Origin of the sequence: Mesorhizobium sp. M2A.F.Ca.ET.043.02.1.1 (assembly GCF_003952405.1) — a bacterium.
Taxonomy (GTDB): domain Bacteria; phylum Pseudomonadota; class Alphaproteobacteria; order Rhizobiales; family Rhizobiaceae; genus Mesorhizobium.
In genome coordinates, this window is record NZ_CP034445.1 from 6,365,010 (window position 1) to 6,382,196 (window position 17,187).

Here is a 17,187-nt window from a genome sequence, read left to right on the forward strand (position 1 = left end):
CAAGCATAAAGCGCGGCGCCCTACCTCCCCTCGATGGGGAGGTCGCGCCGCAGGCGCGGGCGGGGTGCTGCGCCGACCTACGCAGCTTTCGCCACGCCATCCAGCTCGTTCAACACATCAGCCGACAGCTCCAACTCCGCGGCTGCCAGATTCTCCCGCAGATGCGCGACCGAAGAGGTGCCCGGTATCAAAAGGATATTGGGCGAACGCTGCAGCAGCCACGCCAGCGCCACCTGCATCGGCGTCGCGCCGAGCCGGTCGGCCACGTCGGACAGCGTCGACGATTGCAACGGGCTGAACCCACCGAGCGGGAAGAACGGCACATAGGCGATGCAGTCGCGAGCCAGCTCATCGATCAGCGCGTCATCGTCGCGGTGCGCCAGATTGTACTGGTTCTGCACGCAGACGATGTCGCAGATCTTGCGGCCTTCCGCGATCTGCGCGCGGGTGACGTTGCTCAAGCCGATATGGCGCACCAGGCCTTTGCGCTGCAGCTCGGCAAGCTTGGTGACCTGCGCCTCGATGGAACCTTCGGCCGGACCATGCACCCCGAACATGATGCGCAGATTGACGACGTCCATCACCTCAAGACCGAGATTGCGGAGATTGTCGTGCACGGCCTGCTCGAGCTCGTCGGCTGTGAAGGCCGGCAGCCAGGAGGCGTCTTCGCCACGGCGGGCGCCGATCTTGGTGACGATGGTGAGGTCGTCGGGGTAGGGCGCAAGCGCCTCGCGGATCAGCCTGTTGGTGACATAGGGCCCGTAATAATCGCTGGTGTCGATATGGTTCACGCCTTGCTCTACCGCTTCGCGCAGCACGGCGATGGCCGCGTCATGGTCTTTCGGCGGACCGAACACGCCTTTGCCTGCGAGCTGCATGGCGCCGTAGCCGAGGCGGCGGACCGAACGGTCGCCGAGTTTATAGGTGCCGGATTTGTTTACGCTGGACATCGTGGTTCTCCTTCGCTGTCGACGAGGGAGATAGGGCATGGCCGTTGTCCAGATAACCGGGTATAATCGAAACAACTTGTACGGATTGCAGAACAGTGGCTGACCTCAACGATCTCCAGGCATTCATGGCTGTGGCGCGCGCCGGCGGCTTTCGCGAAGGCGCCCGCGCCACGGCGGGCAGCGCCTCCGCGCTCAGTGAAGCCATCCGCCGTCTGGAAACCCAGCTCGGTGTCAGGCTCTTCAACCGTACAACGCGCAGTGTCGCTTTGACCGAGGCCGGCGCCGGCCTGCTGGCGCGGCTCGGCCCCGCATTGGGCGAAGTGGAAGCCGCGCTCGATGTGGTGAACGGCTTTCGTGACCGGCCTGCCGGAACCCTGCGGCTCAACGTGCCGATAAGCGCCTCGCGGCTGGTGCTGCCAAGAATCGTTCCGGGATTTCTGGCGGCCTATCCTGCCATTCGCCTGGAGGTGATCGCCGAGGAGAATTTCATCGATCTGCTGGTGGCCGGCTGCGATGCCGGCATCCGCTATGACGAGCGGCTGGAGCAGGACATGATCGCCGTGCCGATCGGACCGCGCACGCAGCGCTTCACCACCTCCGCAGCGCCGGCCTATCTTGACCGGCACGGCCGGCCGCAGCATCCGCGTGACCTGCTTGGCCATGCCTGCATACGCGGCCGCTTCCCGAGCGGGGTCATGACGCCCTGGGAGTTCGAGCGGGATGGTGAGGTGGTGCGGGTCGATACCACGGGACCATTGCTCGTCAGCATCGGCGGAGGCGTCGATCTTGCCATCGACGCGGCGATCGCCGGCGTCGGCATTCTCTGGCTCTTCGAAGACTGGGTACGCCCGCATTTCGAGAGCGGCGTGCTGGAGCCCGTGCTGGAGCCGTGGTGGCAAAACTTTTCGGGGCCGTTTCTCTACTATCCCGGGCGCCGCTTGGTGCCGGCGCCGCTGCGTGCCTTCATCGACTACATCAAGACGCCGGCCGGGCACTGGTAGCGGAAAACAAAAAGGCCGCCCGGAGGCGGCCTTTTCGAAAGCTTGGATTCCCGGCGCTTAGCGCTTCGAGAACTGGAAGCTGCGACGGGCCTTGGCCTTGCCGTACTTCTTGCGCTCGACCACGCGGCTGTCGCGGGTCAGGAAGCCGCCCTTCTTGAGCACCGAGCGCAGGCCCGGCTCATAGTAGGTCAGCGCCTTGGAGATGCCGTGACGGACCGCACCGGCCTGGCCGGAGAGGCCGCCGCCGATGACGGTGGCGACGATGTCGTACTGGCCGGCGCGGTTGGCCGCCACGATCGGCTGGTTGAGGATCATCTGCAGCACCGGACGCGCGAAATAGGTCGCGAATTCCTTGTCGTTGACAGTGATCTTGCCGGAGCCCGGCTTCACCCAGACGCGCGCGATGGCGTTCTTGCGCTTGCCGGTGGCATAGGCGCGGCCCGACTTGTCGAGCTTCTGGACATGCACGGGCGCGGCCGGCTGCGCGGCGACGGTGCCGAGTTCTGCGAGCGAGGAAAGCTCAGCCATTACGAAGCCCTCTTGTTCTTGGAGTTCAGCTTGGCCACGTCGAGCGTGACGGGCTGCTGGGCGGTGTGCGGATGCTCGGCGCCGGCATAGACGCGGAGATTCTTCATCTGGCGGCGGCCAAGCGGGCCGCGCGGGATCATGCGCTCGACGGCCTTCTCGACGACGCGCTCGGGGAAACGGCCCTCGAGCAGCTGGCGCGCGGTGCGCTCCTTGATGCCGCCGGGATGGCCGGTGTGCCAGTAATAAACCTTGTCGGTGTATTTCTTGCCAGTGAACACCACCTTGTCGGCATTGATGACGATGACGTTGTCGCCATCATCGACATGCGGGGTGAAGGTGGGCTTGTGCTTGCCGCGCAGATGGTTGGCGATGACAGTGGCCAGACGACCGACGACGAGACCTTCGGCGTCGATCAGCACCCACTTCTTCACCACATCCGCAGGCTTCTGCGAAAAGGTAGCCATGGTTTTGCTCTCAGTTTGACCTTTCCCGTCCACGAGGGACAAGAGAAGGCGTTTCTTGTTGCTTGGATTGACGGGAAAACCGAAGCCACCCGCCAATAACAAAACGGCGGCCGTTGCGGGCCGCTGCTTCGCGAGGGCTTATAGGCGAGGGGGCCTTATGCGTCAAGGCAGCGGAAAATGCGTTTAGCGAATAAAATAAAGAAAAAACAATGGCTTGGCCGAACGGTATTATTTTACCACAAAGGTGATCGATGCCAGTCGCCCTCGCGCTAGTGCTTTGCCTCAATTTCCCTGCGGGCGGCGCTTGAGAGAAACGCGGACCTAGTGATGCCGCGCTCGCGCGCGGCGGCATCGATTGCGCGCAGGACACCGCGTTCGAATGTCACGTTCGCCCTGACCACGGCACTGTCATTGTCGATCAGCGGCACGGAGACCAGATAAGCTCCTTCAGATAGCGCGGTACGGATATCGGCAAGCGATACAATCGCCTCATGGCTGGATGGTTCAGGCACGGACATATCCTCGGCCCAAAGTTGCAGGGCCTCGATTGCATTCGGCACGATATCCTCGGGTACATCGGCCGCTGAAAAACAGCCCGGAATGTCGGGGAAGCGAATACCGAATGCGCTGTCGGCATCCTTCTCAACCAGCGCGAAGTAGTTCTTCATTACAGTCTCCTGATTGTATACTTCAGGTCTAGCGAATCCAGCCTGCCTGTTTGGCGATCGCGCGAGCAGTGCCGACTGGCAGATCTTTTTCCGGGTGCGGAACGACAAGCACGATGGCGCCTTTTCGGAATTTGTGATGCGAGCCCCGAACTGAGACCAATTCGAAGCCGTCGTCTCTCAGCCGCTTTATGATGCGGCGGCTGTCACGCTCGATCAAATGTCACCTATGCGCATATATATACACATCTCACTGCGGTATCAAGTTTGAGAAGACTTACGAGGGATCGAATAGGTCCCCGTGGCATGGGCCACAGTGTGCCCATCCGGGCCCGCCACGATGTCGATGTCGAACACCATCAGGCTCTTGCCGAGCTTCAGGATCCGGCAATGGCCGTCGATTGGACCGGCTTCGGCCTTGCGCATGAAGTTGATGTCGAGATTGATGGTCACCGACAGCGCGTCCTGTCCGGCGTGGCTGAGCACGCAGACATAGCCGCCGATGTCGGCCAGCGTGAACAGCGACGGACCGGACACCGTGCCGCCGGGACGCAGATGCCGTTCGTCGGCGTTGAGCCGAACCGTGCAGCCGCCGGGAAATACGTCGATCGCCTCATAGGAGGTGAAGCTGTCGTTGAGCTGCGGATAGACGCTTGCCATCAGCGCATTGACTTCGGCCGCATCGAGCATTGGCTTCAGATCGCTTTGGGCGGGCATGGGCAACGTCCTATATGTGGTGACAAGCTCCGGGCGATATGCCTGGACCAAACGGTGCGACGGAGAAAACACGCCTCGCGGCTGTTCTGCAACCAGCAGCGTGCTAGTTCTGTTGCTCCATGCGCCGCGAGCGCTGACCCGAAAGGTTGGACATGGCTGAAGTTGTTGCCATCAAGCCCGCCGTCGCCGACGGCCCCATTCTTGTCAGCCAGGACAAGGGCATCCTGCGCCTCACGCTCGCCAGCCCGCCGGCCAATGCGCTCTCGCTGGCGACGATGGCAGCGCTGCAGGCCGAACTCGATCGCGTGAAGGCCGACAAATCCGTGCGCGTCATCATCCTGGCTGCGTCGGGAAAAGTGTTCTGCGCAGGTCATGACCTCAAGGAAATGACGGCGCACCGCGCCGAGCCGGACCGCGGCAAAGCCTTCTTCGAAAGAACCTTCGCTGCCTGCGCGAAGTTGATGCAGACCATCGTTCGCCACCCGAAGCCGGTCATCGCCGAGGTCGACGGTCTCGCCACCGCCGCCGGTCTGCAACTGGTCGCGAGCTGCGACCTCGCCATCGCCTCGCACGAGGCCACCTTCTGCACGCCGGGCGTCAATATCGGGCTGTTCTGCTCGACGCCCATGGTGGCGCTGTCGCACAATGTCTCGCGCAAGCAGGCGATGGAAATGCTGCTCACCGGCGAGACGATCGACGCGGCGACCGCCAAGGAATTCGGCCTGATCAATCGCATCGTGCCGCGTGAATATCTCAACCAGGTTGTCGACAAATACGCCCAAACCATTGCTTCCAAGTCATCTTTGGTGGTCAAGACCGGCAAGGAAGCCTTCTACGCCCAGGCCGAAATGGGGCTGGCCGACGCCTATGCCTATACCGGCCGCGTGATGGTCGAAAACATGCTGGCGCGCGACGCCGAGGAAGGCATCGGCGCCTTCATCGGCAAGCGCAAGCCGCAATGGTCCGACGAGTAGCCGGTTTGCATGGAGCCGCACCATCCCATCGCTGAAGGTTCGACGTGGCTGCCCGCAAGCAACTGACGCGGCTGAAGGCACCCTATCTCAAGCGCATCCTGCTTGAGCCGTCGCGGGTTGCCGACTGGGACCAATATCCCTGGAACCTGCCGATTTTTCGCGACCGCGAATTCGAGTTCGAATTCGCCTCGGCCATCACCATCATCGTCGGAGAGAACGGCACCGGCAAATCGACGCTGCTGGAAGCGATCGGAGCATTGGCAGGCTATGACGAGGCGGGCGGCGGCAAGGGGTATCGTCCGGTAGATCATTCCATCGCCATCGACAAAAGCGGCGCGGCGCTTGCGGACACGCTGCGCGGCCATTGGCTGCCGAAGGTCACGGCCGGCTGGTTCTTCCGCGCTGAATCGTTCTACTCGGTCGCGCGCTATCTCGATAAGGTAGCGCTCGAAGATCCGTTCAGGCCACCGCCACCCGACTTTCTGTCCTGGTCGCATGGCGAAGGCTTCATCCGCTTCTTCGAGGAGCGCTGCCGCCGGCAAGGCATCTACATCCTCGACGAGCCCGAAAGCGCGCTGTCGCCGACGCGCCAGATCGAGTTGCTCAAATTGCTTCAACGCATGGAGCAATCCGGCACGGCGCAGGTGATCATGGCGACGCACTCGCCGCTGCTGATGGCCTGTCCGAATGCGCGGCTCTTCCGCATCAGCCGCTTCGGCCTCGACCCGATCGATTTTCAGGACACCGACCATTTTCGCATGATGCGCGACTTCTGCAGCGACCCGGCTGCCTTTCTCGCCGAAGCGCTGTATGAGGACGAACCATGAATCACGACACTTACGACAACGCCTACATCGCCGGCATTTTGAACTCGGTGAAGACGATCGCCATGATCGGCGCGTCGCCCAACGACGTGCGGCCGAGCTACTTCGTGTTGAAATATCTATTGGCTAAAGGCTTTTCGGTGTTCCCGATCAACCCCGGCCATGCCGGCAAGGAGATCCTGGGCCGCACTGTCTATGCCAGCCTGGCCGACCTGCCACAGCCGGTCGACATGATCGACATTTTTCGCGCTTCCTCGGCAGTGCCCGGCATCATCGACCAGGTGCTGAAGCTCGACCCGTTGCCCAAGGTCGTCTGGATGCAGCTTGGCGTGCGTCATGAGGAGGCCGCCGCCCGCGCCGAGGCGGCCGGCATCAAGGTGGTGATGAACCGCTGCCCGAAGATCGAATACGGCAAGCTGTCCGGCGAGATCGGCTGGACCGGCGTCAACTCCGGCGTTCTGTCGTCGAAGAAACCCTTGATGCGCCAGGGGTTTCAGAGCTTCGGCGTGCGCCAGAAGTAGGCGCCTAGCGGCGCGCGCAAAATTATTCCGGGAAGAAACGGATTTTCTCGGGCGTTGGTCGCAGATCGCGCCCTGAAAGGTATTTTCTTCTTTGCATTCCAACCCGGGCTTCGCCAAGAATGCCCGGCGTTTTTTCGAAGATCAGGAGAGGAAGATTTAGATGACCCGTACGCCCGGTTTCAACACCTTGGCCGTTCATGCCGGCGCCAAGCCCGATCCGGCGACCGGCGCCAGGGCCACGCCGATCTATCAAACCACCTCCTTTGTCTTCGACGATGCCGACCATGCCGCTTCGCTGTTTGGGCTGAAGGCCTTCGGCAATATCTACACCCGCATCATGAACCCGACGCAGGCGGTGCTCGAGGAGCGCGTCGCCGCGCTGGAAGGCGGCACCGCCGCACTTGCCGTCGCCTCCGGCCATGCCGCGCAGGTAATCGTCTTTCACAACCTGATGCAGCCGGGCGACAATTTCATCGCCGCCAACAAGCTCTATGGCGGTTCGATCAACCAGTTCGGCCACGCCTTCAAGAATTATGGCTGGGAAGTGCGCTGGGCCGACGTCAACGACCTCTCGACCTTCGAGAACCAGATCGACGACAGAACCAAGGCGATCTTCATCGAAAGCCTCGCCAATCCTGGCGGCGTTTTCGTCGACATCGAGAAGATCGGCGACATCGCCCGCAAGCATGGCCTGCCATTGATCGTCGACAGCACGCTGGCTTCGCCCTATCTGGTGCGGCCGATCGAACACGGTGCCGACATCGTCGTCCATTCGCTGACAAAATTCATCGGCGGCCACGGCAATTCGATCGGCGGCGTCATCGTCGACGGCGGCACGTTCGACTGGTCGAAGTCGGGCAAATACCCGATGCTGTCGGAGCCGCGCCCCGAATATGGCGGGCTCGTCCTGCACGAGACTTTTGGCAATTTCGCCTTCGCCATCGCCGCGCGCGTTCTTGGCCTGCGCGACCTCGGCCCGGCGATCTCGCCCTTCAACGCTTTCCTGATCCTGACCGGCCTGGAGACGCTGCCGCTCAGGATGCAGCGCCACTGCGACAACGCCGCGAGCGTCGCCGGCTGGCTCTCCAACCATCCGAAGGTCGCCTGGGTGAACTATCCCGGACTGCCGAGCGACAAGAACAACGCGCTGCAGAAGAAATATTCGCCGCAGGGCGCGGGCGCGGTCTTCACATTCGGCCTCAAGGGCGGTTACGAGGCCGGCGTCAAATTCGTCGAGGCGCTGGAATTGTTCTCGCACCTCGCCAATGTCGGCGACACCAAGTCGCTGGTCATCCATCCGGCCTCGACGACGCATCGCCAGCTCTCCGATGAGCAGAAGGTCAAGGCCGGCGCCGGGCCGGATACGGTGCGGCTGTCGATCGGCATCGAGGACGTCAACGACATCGTCGCCGATCTCGAGCAGGCGCTGAGCAAGGTCTGATATGTCTGCCTTTCTTGCGGTCGATATCGAAGCCGTCGAGCCGGAGGCCGGTGCGCCGGCCTCGGACCGAGTGATCTCGGGCGATCCGAAATTCCGCACCTGGAATGTCGAGGAGCGCGACGGCGGCCTCTATGCCGGGATCTGGGAAGCGACGCCAGGCAAATGGCGCATCTCTTACGACGAATGGGAATTCTGCCACATACTGTCCGGCGTCTCGGTGATCGCCGAGGACGGCGGCGAGCCGCGCACCGTGCGAGCCGGTGACAGTTTCGTGCTGAGGCCAGGCTTCAAGGGCACCTGGGAAGTGCTCGAGACGACGCGCAAGGAATATGTGATCAAGCTTTGACGGTTTCGGCCGGCTCACAACAGTCGGTCGACATCGTCGTCGGAAAAACCACATTCGCTCATCATGTTCCGGTGCCACGGACTTCCGAGCAGATCGCTCAGGCACCGATCGATCCGCTCGCGCAACGCGGCATTGCCCTTGGCCAATGCGAACGCGCCGGCGGCCGGCCGCTTCTCCGATGCGGGAACCTCGACGACATCGAGCCGCTCGTCGGGGCGCTGGGCAATGTAGCCGCGATGCGCCATGGCGACGCTGGCATATGCCTGCGCCATACCCTTCGCCACGGCCTCCGCCGCCTGAGCCTGCGTCGCAAATATCCTGACCCGATTGGGCGGAACGCCATTCTGCAACGCGGTTTGATGCTGAACCTGGTCCGATATCACTGCAAGTACCGCTGAAGGGTGCAGGGCAAGCGAGCGGTAGCCCTCCAGCCCCAACGGATTGTTCTTCGCCACCATCAGTCCGTCAGGCAGCGACCAGATCGGGCGCGTAAACTCAACGAGCCTTTTGCGCTCGTCCGAGATGAACAGGCCCGTCGTCATGTCCCATCGGTTGTCCACCAGCCCGGGAAGCAGTTCAGCGAACTCGGCTTCGACGGGCGAAAACTCGCCCAGCCCGAGCATCTGGCATATCCGCTTGGCGAGTTCCACGTCGCAGCCGACGACCGAGCCCGATGCGTCGGCGAAGCAGAAGGGTGGTTCCTGCAGGTAGGCGAATTTCATGTTCTAGGTTCCCGAACGACAATTTTGGCTGCTCTAGGCAGGGTCGGTTCGCCTATCAAAAAGTCACGGCAACCCGCTCCAGCCCGTGGAAATGATAAGTGTCGCGGAAGCGCGGCGTCTCCGCCAGGCGTAGTTCCGGCAGCCGGTCGAACAGCGTCTTCAGCGAGACCTGCAACTCAAGCCGCGCCAGCGGCGCGCCGATGCAGAAATGGATGCCGGCGCCGAAGGAGACATTCTTCTGGTCCGCGCGGGCCGGATTGAAGGTGTCGGGCTCGGCAAAAGCCTGGGGATCGTGATTGGCCATGCCGAGCAGAAGCGCGACCATCTCGCCGGGCTTGACCACGATGCCTGGTGACACTTCGATCTCCTCATAGGCATAGCGCAGGAACATGTGCAGCGGCGCGTCGTAGCGCAGGCATTCCTCAACTGTCGCGGCATTCGCCTCGGGTGTCGCGAAGAAGCGGCGCGGATCGCCACCTTGCGCCAGGATCGAGCGCACCGCATTGCCGGTCTGGTGCACCGTCGCCTCATGACCGGCGTTAAGAAGCAGGATGGCCGAGGACACCAGCTCGTCTTCCGACAGCCTCTGGCCGTTGTCCTGGGCCTCGATCAGGAGGGAAAGCAGATCGTCGCCCGGCTTCTTGCGCCGCTCGGCGACGTAGCCGCGCAGGAACGCGGCAAAATCGCGTGCGGCGCGGTTGGCTGTGTCCTCGGTTTCGCGTGTGCGGCCGTGCATGTACATGGCCACCATCTGGTGCGACCAGTCGAGCAGTTGCGGCCCCATCTCGACCGGCACGCCGAGCATCTCGGCGATGATGGTGATCGGCAAAGGCGAGGCGTAGGCCGGCAAAAGGTCGACGCCGTCTGGCTCGAAGCGGTCGACCAACTCGTTGGCCAAGGCCTCGATTCGTGGCCTGAGCCGTTCGACCTGGCGCGAGACGAAGGCGCGGTTTACCAGCGTTCTGAGCCGCGTGTGCACCGGCGGCTCGAGTTCCAGCATGGAGTTGGCCTCGATCGCATCAAAGGCCACGAGGTGCGAGCGGTCTTCGCCAACGCCGCGGCTGTCGGGAATCCCCGCCGGGTTCTGGCGGCCGAAACGGCGGTCGCGCAGCAAGCGGTTGACGTCGTCGAAGCCGCCGAAACACCAGAAGCCGTAGTCTTCCCAGAAGAACGCGTTGGCAGTGCTATGCAGGAAGGCATAGGCCTCGTATGGGTGCTGCACGAAGGCCGGTTCGTGCGGGTCGAGACGCAGGCGGCGATTCGATGTGTCAAAGTCGAGATAGGCTGGCATCATGGTCGATCTTTAGCGCGCCTTGTCAGCGCGATGCCAGACAATGTCTTGGCGCCCGAGAGGGAGAAGCGTTGAACCAGCCGTCAGTGTCCCGTTTTCAGGATGCTCGCCACCTTGGCGGCAATCGCCGCGTCCAGCGCCGGCCAGTTCGCCAGCAGCTCGCGCGGAAAGCGGTAGGTGAGGCTGAGATCGTCGCCGACCTGGACGTCGCGCTCGCAAGGCGCCAGCGATTCCTCCGCGCTCGGCCCGCTGAGGCAGCGGGCGACGAACGGATCCTTGCCGGGGCGCTCGGCGACGGCCAGCACCTCGCTGAGATAGCCTGATTTTTCGCTGAAAGCGTAAACCGTCGTGCCGCCCGGCCCCGGCGTGCCGGGCTTTTCGACCAGGGCGCTGTAGATCGGCGCGAAACGGCCGCTCATGTCGCGCGACATCATGCGCGGTTCGAACGACAGGAATATGATCTTCCTGGTCGTGGTGTGGTTGAAGTCGTCGCGCGCGGCCGCGCTGTAGCCGTCCATCTCGGGATAGCGCAGATAGAGATCGAGCCGCGAGGCGATGCCGTCGCGCCTGGCCTGGTCGAAGCGGATGAAGTTTGCCGGCACGCTGATCAGATTGTTGCCCATGACGATCTGGCGCACCGTGGTGTCATCCGAATAGCCCGCCATGGCGATCGACCGTCCGAGCCATTTGCCGCCGACGCTGATCGCCACCGAAAGCAGCGCCAGAGCCGCGAAAATATAGAAGACCCGCTTCATCAGGGTCGAATTGACGACCTCGAAGTCCGGGCTCTCGGCAGCCGTTGCGTCTTTCATCTCTCATCGCTCTTTCCCGATCCGCCCACCTGTCCTTCGGCGGCACAGCCTGCGCGGCATGGCTCTTGCAGCGCGTTGGCACGACTGTGCGTTTTCATGGTAAACGGTTGGTAAACATGGAGCCCGTTGTGCTTGTTCTTTACGCGTTTGCGGTTGGTATCACGGCTTGCGGATTGGCCGGATCGGCCATGGAGCTTTTCTCCGGACGACGCCTGGCCTTCGCCGAGCCCTATGTTTCGCCGGTCCATATCCTGCGCTCGCTCGCGGCAACGGCCTGCGCCGGACCGTTCATGCTTACCAACGAAGCCTTGGCCGCCCGGCGCGAGGGCCGCATCGGCACGATGGCGCTGTTGTCCTGCGGCTGCACGGCCATCGCCTGGGCTCTGGCGCTTGGCGTCGTGCTCATCGCCATTGCATCCTGGGCGACCGCCAATTTAGGGTCTTTCGAATTCGCTGGTTGAGACGAATCGGAGACGAAAAATGCCGGTCTATGCGATCGATGGGAAGGCGCCCGAGTTCGAGGACGCCGATACGAACTGGATCGCGCCCGATGCCACGCTTATCGGCAATATCCGGATCGGCCGCAATGTCGGCTTCTGGTTCGGCGTCGCCATCCGCGGCGATGGCGAGCGCATCACGATCGGCGCAGACACCAATGTGCAGGAACACACGATCATGCACACCGATCCGGGCTTTCCAGTGACCATCGGCGAAGGCTGCACGATCGGTCATAGAGCCCTGCTGCATGGCTGCACGATCGGCGACAACAGCCTGATCGGCATGGGCGCCATCGTGCTGAACGGCGCCAGGATCGGCAACAACTCGCTCGTCGGCGCCGGCGCGCTGGTGACGGAAAACAAGGTTTTTCCCGACAATTCGCTAATCGTCGGCTCGCCGGCCAAGGTGATCAGGACGCTGGATGAAGCGGCGATCGAGCGCCTGCGCGTCTCGGCCGCCCACTACGTGGCCAATGCCAAACGCTTCAAGGCCAGGCTGACGGTGGTATAACGGCGGCCGCGCGCCGCGCGTCATCCGTGGCGGCTGTTCATCGCTTCACGCAGCAGCAAGGCGCCGGCCTCGAAGCCGGCCTCTTCGGCGCCTTCCAATGGTGTCTCGTAGTCGTCGATGCGGGTTCTTAGCGACGGGTCGGCGCCCGCCAGCAGCAGGAGACGGATCGCTTCGGCGTCACGCCGGGACACCGCATAGTGCAGGGGCGTCCAGTCGTTCACGCCGCGCATGTTCGGGTCGGCGCCAAGCTCGAGCAGGATATGGATGACGTCCAGCCGGTCCGGCCGTTCCGTCGACAACGCCGCTATGATCGAAGGGAACCCGGCAGGATTGTCATAGTTCGGGTTCGAGCCGGCATCGAGCAAGGCGGTGATGAAGGCGGCCGGGCTCCAGTAGATCGCATATTCCAGCGGATGGCCAAGGCCGAGCTCGAACGGCATCCGCTCGTCGAACCAGCGCGCAGAGCCGCCGAGAGCTGCCGCCAGGGTGGCGAAATCTCCGGCCTTGAAAGCCTGGTCTATGGCCTGGAACAGTTTGCGCCGCTCGCCGCGATCTTCGGGGATTTCCAGCATCCTGCTGATCCAAAATACGGAATTTGACGGCTGACAGTGCCTCGATCCCCTACCTGTGAAAAGGCGCAGGTTAATGTGGGACGCATGCACGTTCGCTGCGATGTCACTGCGACGGTGTTTTCTGATGTCGCCATCTGGTACAACTCACGCGGATGCCATTTCCCAGCCCTTACCCGCTTTCGGACATGCTGCCGGTACTTCTCCGCCGAGGGCCCTTGCGCATTTTGTGCCGTGTTTGATTGCAGAATTTGCACGCCGCAACAATGTTTTCCAAATTATTCGAGCCGCCATTTTGTACGGGCGTCAGGTGTTCCGCGGTGCACTGAAAGCGGTTGGCCAATCTCTTTCCGATACCATAGCGCTTCGAGAAAGCATCTACATCGCGTTCCCACATAGTAAATCGACAGTAGAAGCATAGCCAATCTTGCTGCTCGGCTCGCAAGTTCCTGACTTTTGCTAACTTGTTATACATTTCGCACATCCTTTGCTTCATCAACGTGAAGCGGATGTGCAGCAAGGCTTGAGCTCTTGCCCCTCTTTCGGAAGGATATCCCTCGCACGAGACAGCACTCACATGAGTGCCACTCCGCAGTATCAACAGTAGATGCAGATCATTTGATCGACATCCCCATCCGTTGTCGCAGGCGGCTTAAGCTCGTCTCCGCAATTTTTCTAATAATTCAAATTTGCGCGGCTTGCAAGAAACAGCGGAGCCGGCCCCGGGGACAGGGGCCGGCTCCTAAAACCCGGTCGTTGGGGACGGGGAGGGTGGGGACTCGACCGGGCTTTCTTCCTGGGCACGCCGCCGCGTCACCGCGACGTGCCCGATCGCTTCGGCGCCTTAGCGGACGCTGGCGACCGCATCCTCGCGGCCGTCGTTGATCGTCACCCAAACGCCGGAATTCTCCGTCGATTGGCGCTTGAGATAGGTGTAGACCGTATCGTTCCAGGCGAGCACTTTCGGCTCGAGATTGTCGAGGATGAACTCGCCGAGGCCGGTGCGCACGGTGAGCACGGCATGGCCGTCGCCATTGGGCTGGCGCACCACCGTCATCAACAGATTGCCGGCCGGGACACCCGCGGCCATCAACTCGCGGCGCTTCTCCAGCGCGTAGTCCTCGCAATCGCCAACGCCATTGTCGGGATAGGCCCAGTATTCCTCGACACCGTAGATTTCCATGTCGGTGCGCGGCTTGACCCGGGCGTTGACCGAATTGTTGATGTCGATGATCGTCGCCCACAGCTTGCGCGTCAGTTCGACCGGCGGTCCCTTCGGCGTCCGCTCGTTGCATTCGACCGGAATGCGCTGACAGAAATCATAGTGACCGACCGGCTGGGTGGTGCGGCCACCCGTATGCATGAAAACCGGTCCCGCGCTTGCCGTGCCCCAGGCGGAAAGCTGCATCGCCATTGCCAAGAGCAACAGCTTGCCCCTCGTCATTTTCATTCTTGTAGTCTCCCCGTTTGAGGAGACTGTGCCACGTTGGGATTTATTTGACGCAAAAACCCGAAGTAGACATTGAGTAAAACGCCAGTAGAATAAGCATAAAATTTAAACTATCGTGGGCCTGGATTGTTCAGATTTGTGAAGATTTGGTAGGTGCCGGGTGGCCTATTTCGGGTGAAAACCGGGCCACAAAAAACCGGCCGCCGAGGGCCGGTTCGTTTGGCTTTGCGGTGGCTTGCGTCAGGACCGCGGCGCGTTGAATTCCTGGTCGAGCGTTTCCGGCCGCTGGATGACCGCGAACTCGATGGCGACGCCGTCCTCGAAATGGCGCACCACCTGGCCGCGCATGGTTCCAAGCATGACCTGGATGCCGATCGCCGGCTTGACGTCGATCTCGATCGCGGCGCCCGAGAGCGACAGGTCGATGATGCGGCACTGGTACTGGCGCCCGTCGGTGAGTTGCAGGACGCTCATCGGATTGCGCGGTGCCACGCGCTCGTGGCGACGATCCTCGGGCAGGTCCAGCTCGTGCTTGTTGGCAAGCCAGGTGAGCTGCGCGGCAAGCTTATCCTTCTTGCGATCGGAGGCGATGACGGTCATGGCGAAACCGTCCGGCGACGTGCGCGTCACGATGCCCTCGACGCGGCCGATATGGTCGATATAGGCGATGACCTTCTCGCCCGGCATGCCGATGCGGTCGGTGCGCAGCGCGACATTGCCTGGTGACATATCGATCACCTGGCATGGATGCTCGGTGCGGTCTTCCAGCATGAAGCGGCCGTAAATCTTTACCCGGACACGCTGAAAATTGCGCCGCTCAGCTCGTGACGGTGCAAATTCTACCGCCGCTGACCTCATGACTGCCTACACCCCATTGGCATTCCGCGCGACGATGCGTGGAATTTCGCCCGAAAAACTACAGCGAAGCAGGTTAACAAACGGGAAAAGTCGGCCGCGAAAGCCAGGGCCAGGAGACGCGCGCGACGCGGAAAAATTAACCGCGCGCGAGGGGAAAATCCCGCGCGGCCGGGCTCATTCGTGACGTCCGCCGTCGAGGACGACGAGGTGGCGGATGCGGCGCACACGGCCGAGCGCCGAAATGGTTTCCGGGGGATCGAATTCGGACGGAACGAGTGAGGGAACCTCGATCGCCGGCCGGTTCTTCAGGAACATCGGTTCTTTGTCGGGATCTATCACCCGGATCGTTTCGATGAGCGCGTCGGCGAGCGGGTCGGCGCCAAGCCAGAACGGCTTTTCGGCGGTGCTGATAATGCCGAGGCAGCGCGGATTCTCGTGCCCCCCGTCCAACGGCAGCGCCAGGAGCTCGAATTTGTTGGAGCGGCCGTTGCGGCTGAATCCCTCGTAAGTCATGAACAGCACCGATTTCTGATCGAAGACGCCCTGCATCAGCCTCGACACCAGACGCTGGTCCTTCTCGCGCCACAGCGAAGGAAAAGAGAAGCCCTTGAGCTCGCGTCCGTAATAGGCGCAGAGCCTCGTGCCGGCTAGCCGGAACACCGCTTCGCCGCGCGTGTCGCGCTCGAGGATGAAGGTGTCGGCCAGAAGCGCCTTGATGTCGGCCGGCTCCACTTCCGATCGCTTGGGGGCGAGGCGGCCATCACGCAACTGGTTCCAATATTGGAACAGCGCGATCGATCCTTTTTCTTTCATTTCCATTCCGCTCCGCACAATCTGTCTTTTGATGTCCCATCGGCGAACAGACAGGGCGCCCTCCGATGAGCTTCATGCAGTGCGGAGCAGGATGCGTGCCAGTATCGTTAACGTTTGTTCACGTCTCGGGGTCGTTAAGGTTAACGAATGGTTTACATTGCGCGCTGCCGAGGCCCGTGGCACACAAAAGCCACTCCAAAACGGTCGTTTCAGCAGCGATCGGCAGCACTTCAGTCACGAGTTTACGGGGAGCAGGGGACTCGACCGGCCGTTCAGGGGGACACCTGGACGGCCTTCTTTTTGATTCGTTCCCGTTCTGATTCGCGCCTTCTTCCGCACGCGTCCTGTGGCGAATAGCCATTTGTGATTCGAAAAAGCGTGATCTACATGCTCGTCGAAATCCCTGACTCCCGGACCGCAAGGGTGCATGAGCGAGCCTGTAAGCCCCACTGAGAACGAACCGCCGCCGGACGAGGCTCCAGAGCCAAGGCGCCGCGAACCGGTGTTCAACCTGCCGCCAGTGGTGTTGGCCGCGATCGGCATTTGCGCGGCTGTCTTTCTGTTGCAGCAATATGTCCTGGACGATGCGCAGAACATGGTACTGCTCTACGACGGAGCCTTCATTCCGGTGCTCTACACCGGCAAGTATGGCTTCGACTGGTTCTTGTTCACGCGTCCATTCACCTATGCGTTCATGCACGGTGGCATTGCCCACATCGCCATCAACATGATCTGGCTGGCGGCCTTCGGCTCGCCGCTCGCCAATCGTCTCGGCGCGCTGCGTTTCGCCATATTCTACGCGGTGACCGGGCTGGCTTCGGTTGTTCTGTTCTGGGCGCTGCATCCCTACAGCGAGGTGCCGCTCGTCGGCGCGTCGGGGGCGATTTCCGGCATGATGGGCGCGGCCGCGCGCTATGGCTTCCGCATCGACCGGTCATCCGGCAGGGCGGCCTTCGCCGGCGAGCCGCTGCCGATTGCGGCCGTGTTGCGCTTGCGCGGCGTCATGACGTTTCTTGGCGTCTGGATGGTGATCAATCTAGCCACCGGCCTGCTCGGCTTCGCGCCGGGCGTCGATGGCCAGATCGCCTGGGAAGCCCATATTGGCGGCTTCATCGCCGGCTTCTTCGGATTGCGTTTCTTCGACCGCCGCCGGCTGCCGCCTACTTCTTAGGCGCACTTGAAAAGCAACCAATCACGGCGCACCATGTTTGCTAAGCACCCGGTGTCTTCCTA

Annotated in this window: 22 protein-coding genes; 9 read left to right on the forward strand and 13 right to left on the reverse strand. The window is 62.1% G+C overall.

The window, feature by feature from the left end; genetic code table 11:
• Positions 1-77: 77 nt before the first annotated feature.
• Positions 78-950, reverse strand: coding sequence for an aldo/keto reductase family oxidoreductase (locus EJ068_RS30680; protein ID WP_127250771.1), 873 nt, complete (start codon positions 948-950; stop codon positions 78-80).
• 95 nt (positions 951-1,045) lie between these two features.
• On the opposite strand from EJ068_RS30680, the gene EJ068_RS30685 reads away from it, so the two are divergent.
• The gene (locus tag EJ068_RS30685) at positions 1,046-1,951 is read left to right on the forward strand and encodes a LysR family transcriptional regulator (protein ID WP_127250770.1); all 906 of its coding nucleotides are present in this window, start codon (positions 1,046-1,048) and stop codon (positions 1,949-1,951) included.
• A gap of 57 nt (positions 1,952-2,008) precedes the next feature.
• On the opposite strand, the gene rpsI is transcribed toward EJ068_RS30685, so the two are convergent.
• The 5 genes from rpsI to EJ068_RS30710 all read right to left on the reverse strand — a co-directional run bounded on the left by rpsI (position 2,009) and on the right by EJ068_RS30710 (position 4,325).
• A complete protein-coding gene (gene rpsI, locus EJ068_RS30690) occupies positions 2,009-2,479 on the reverse strand; it encodes a 30S ribosomal protein S9 (RefSeq protein WP_040999876.1) in 471 nt (156 codons plus the stop codon).
• Complete coding sequence (gene rplM, locus EJ068_RS30695) at positions 2,479-2,943, reverse strand: 50S ribosomal protein L13 (protein ID WP_040983169.1); 465 nt, start codon at positions 2,941-2,943, stop codon at positions 2,479-2,481. The genes rpsI and rplM overlap by 1 nt, the downstream gene beginning before the upstream one ends.
• 269 nt (positions 2,944-3,212) lie before the next feature.
• On the reverse strand, positions 3,213-3,611 hold the full coding sequence (locus EJ068_RS30700) for a type II toxin-antitoxin system HicB family antitoxin (protein WP_126082863.1): 399 nt from the start codon (positions 3,609-3,611) through the stop codon (positions 3,213-3,215).
• Between the two features lie 28 nt (positions 3,612-3,639).
• Entirely contained in the window at positions 3,640-3,825 is a 186-nt protein-coding gene (locus tag EJ068_RS30705) for a type II toxin-antitoxin system HicA family toxin (RefSeq protein WP_126083820.1), read from the reverse strand.
• A gap of 44 nt (positions 3,826-3,869) precedes the next feature.
• Positions 3,870-4,325 (reverse strand): PaaI family thioesterase, encoded by a 456-nt coding sequence (locus EJ068_RS30710; protein WP_127250769.1) that lies wholly within the window; start codon positions 4,323-4,325, stop codon positions 3,870-3,872.
• Between the two features lie 152 nt (positions 4,326-4,477).
• Between EJ068_RS30710 and EJ068_RS30715 the strand changes: the two genes are divergently transcribed.
• The 5 genes from EJ068_RS30715 (at position 4,478) to EJ068_RS30735 (ending at position 8,431) form a co-directional block, all read left to right on the forward strand.
• Positions 4,478-5,299 (forward strand): enoyl-CoA hydratase, encoded by an 822-nt coding sequence (locus EJ068_RS30715; protein WP_127250768.1) that lies wholly within the window; start codon positions 4,478-4,480, stop codon positions 5,297-5,299.
• Positions 5,300-5,343: 44 nt separating this feature from the next.
• Positions 5,344-6,126: an AAA family ATPase gene (locus EJ068_RS30720; protein WP_127250767.1), complete on the forward strand. Its 783-nt coding sequence runs from the start codon at positions 5,344-5,346 to the stop codon at positions 6,124-6,126.
• Entirely contained in the window at positions 6,123-6,644 is a 522-nt protein-coding gene (locus EJ068_RS30725; RefSeq protein WP_127250766.1) for a CoA-binding protein, read from the forward strand. Before EJ068_RS30720 ends, EJ068_RS30725 begins: the two co-directional genes overlap by 4 nt.
• 160 nt (positions 6,645-6,804) lie before the next feature.
• Positions 6,805-8,085 (forward strand): O-acetylhomoserine aminocarboxypropyltransferase, encoded by a 1,281-nt coding sequence (locus EJ068_RS30730; RefSeq protein ID WP_129554969.1) that lies wholly within the window; start codon positions 6,805-6,807, stop codon positions 8,083-8,085.
• Position 8,086: 1 nt separating this feature from the next.
• Positions 8,087-8,431: a cupin domain-containing protein gene (locus EJ068_RS30735; protein ID WP_127250764.1), complete on the forward strand. Its 345-nt coding sequence runs from the start codon at positions 8,087-8,089 to the stop codon at positions 8,429-8,431.
• A gap of 14 nt (positions 8,432-8,445) precedes the next feature.
• Here EJ068_RS30735 and EJ068_RS30740 read toward each other — a convergent pair whose 3' ends face one another.
• From EJ068_RS30740 to EJ068_RS30750, 3 genes are all read right to left on the reverse strand, one after another.
• Entirely contained in the window at positions 8,446-9,153 is a 708-nt protein-coding gene (locus EJ068_RS30740) for a transporter substrate-binding domain-containing protein (RefSeq protein WP_127250763.1), read from the reverse strand.
• Between the two features lie 55 nt (positions 9,154-9,208).
• Entirely contained in the window at positions 9,209-10,447 is a 1,239-nt protein-coding gene (locus EJ068_RS30745; protein ID WP_127250762.1) for a cytochrome P450, read from the reverse strand.
• Positions 10,448-10,527: 80 nt separating this feature from the next.
• Positions 10,528-11,256 (reverse strand): hypothetical protein, encoded by a 729-nt coding sequence (locus tag EJ068_RS30750; RefSeq protein ID WP_127250761.1) that lies wholly within the window; start codon positions 11,254-11,256, stop codon positions 10,528-10,530.
• Positions 11,257-11,372: 116 nt separating this feature from the next.
• On the opposite strand from EJ068_RS30750, the gene EJ068_RS30755 reads away from it, so the two are divergent.
• Together EJ068_RS30755 and EJ068_RS30760 are read left to right on the forward strand one after the other, a co-directional pair.
• The gene (locus EJ068_RS30755) at positions 11,373-11,717 is read left to right on the forward strand and encodes a hypothetical protein (protein WP_128298467.1); all 345 of its coding nucleotides are present in this window, start codon (positions 11,373-11,375) and stop codon (positions 11,715-11,717) included.
• Positions 11,718-11,736: 19 nt separating this feature from the next.
• On the forward strand, positions 11,737-12,264 hold the full coding sequence (locus EJ068_RS30760; RefSeq protein ID WP_127250760.1) for a gamma carbonic anhydrase family protein: 528 nt from the start codon (positions 11,737-11,739) through the stop codon (positions 12,262-12,264).
• Between the two features lie 20 nt (positions 12,265-12,284).
• On the opposite strand, the gene EJ068_RS30765 is transcribed toward EJ068_RS30760, so the two are convergent.
• The 4 genes from EJ068_RS30765 to EJ068_RS30785 form a co-directional block, all read right to left on the reverse strand.
• A complete protein-coding gene (locus EJ068_RS30765) occupies positions 12,285-12,836 on the reverse strand; it encodes an ankyrin repeat domain-containing protein (protein WP_128315792.1) in 552 nt (183 codons plus the stop codon).
• An 841-nt stretch (positions 12,837-13,677) separates the two neighbouring features.
• Complete coding sequence (locus EJ068_RS30775; protein ID WP_127250828.1) at positions 13,678-14,283, reverse strand: transglutaminase-like cysteine peptidase; 606 nt, start codon at positions 14,281-14,283, stop codon at positions 13,678-13,680.
• Between the two features lie 240 nt (positions 14,284-14,523).
• Positions 14,524-15,141, reverse strand: coding sequence for a PilZ domain-containing protein (locus EJ068_RS30780; RefSeq protein ID WP_126061083.1), 618 nt, complete (start codon positions 15,139-15,141; stop codon positions 14,524-14,526).
• Positions 15,142-15,315: 174 nt separating this feature from the next.
• Entirely contained in the window at positions 15,316-15,954 is a 639-nt protein-coding gene (locus EJ068_RS30785) for a PAS domain-containing protein (RefSeq protein WP_127250827.1), read from the reverse strand.
• A gap of 427 nt (positions 15,955-16,381) precedes the next feature.
• On the opposite strand from EJ068_RS30785, the gene EJ068_RS30790 reads away from it, so the two are divergent.
• A complete protein-coding gene (locus tag EJ068_RS30790; protein WP_127386006.1) occupies positions 16,382-17,125 on the forward strand; it encodes a rhomboid family intramembrane serine protease in 744 nt (247 codons plus the stop codon).
• The last annotated feature ends 62 nt before the right edge of the window (positions 17,126-17,187 follow it).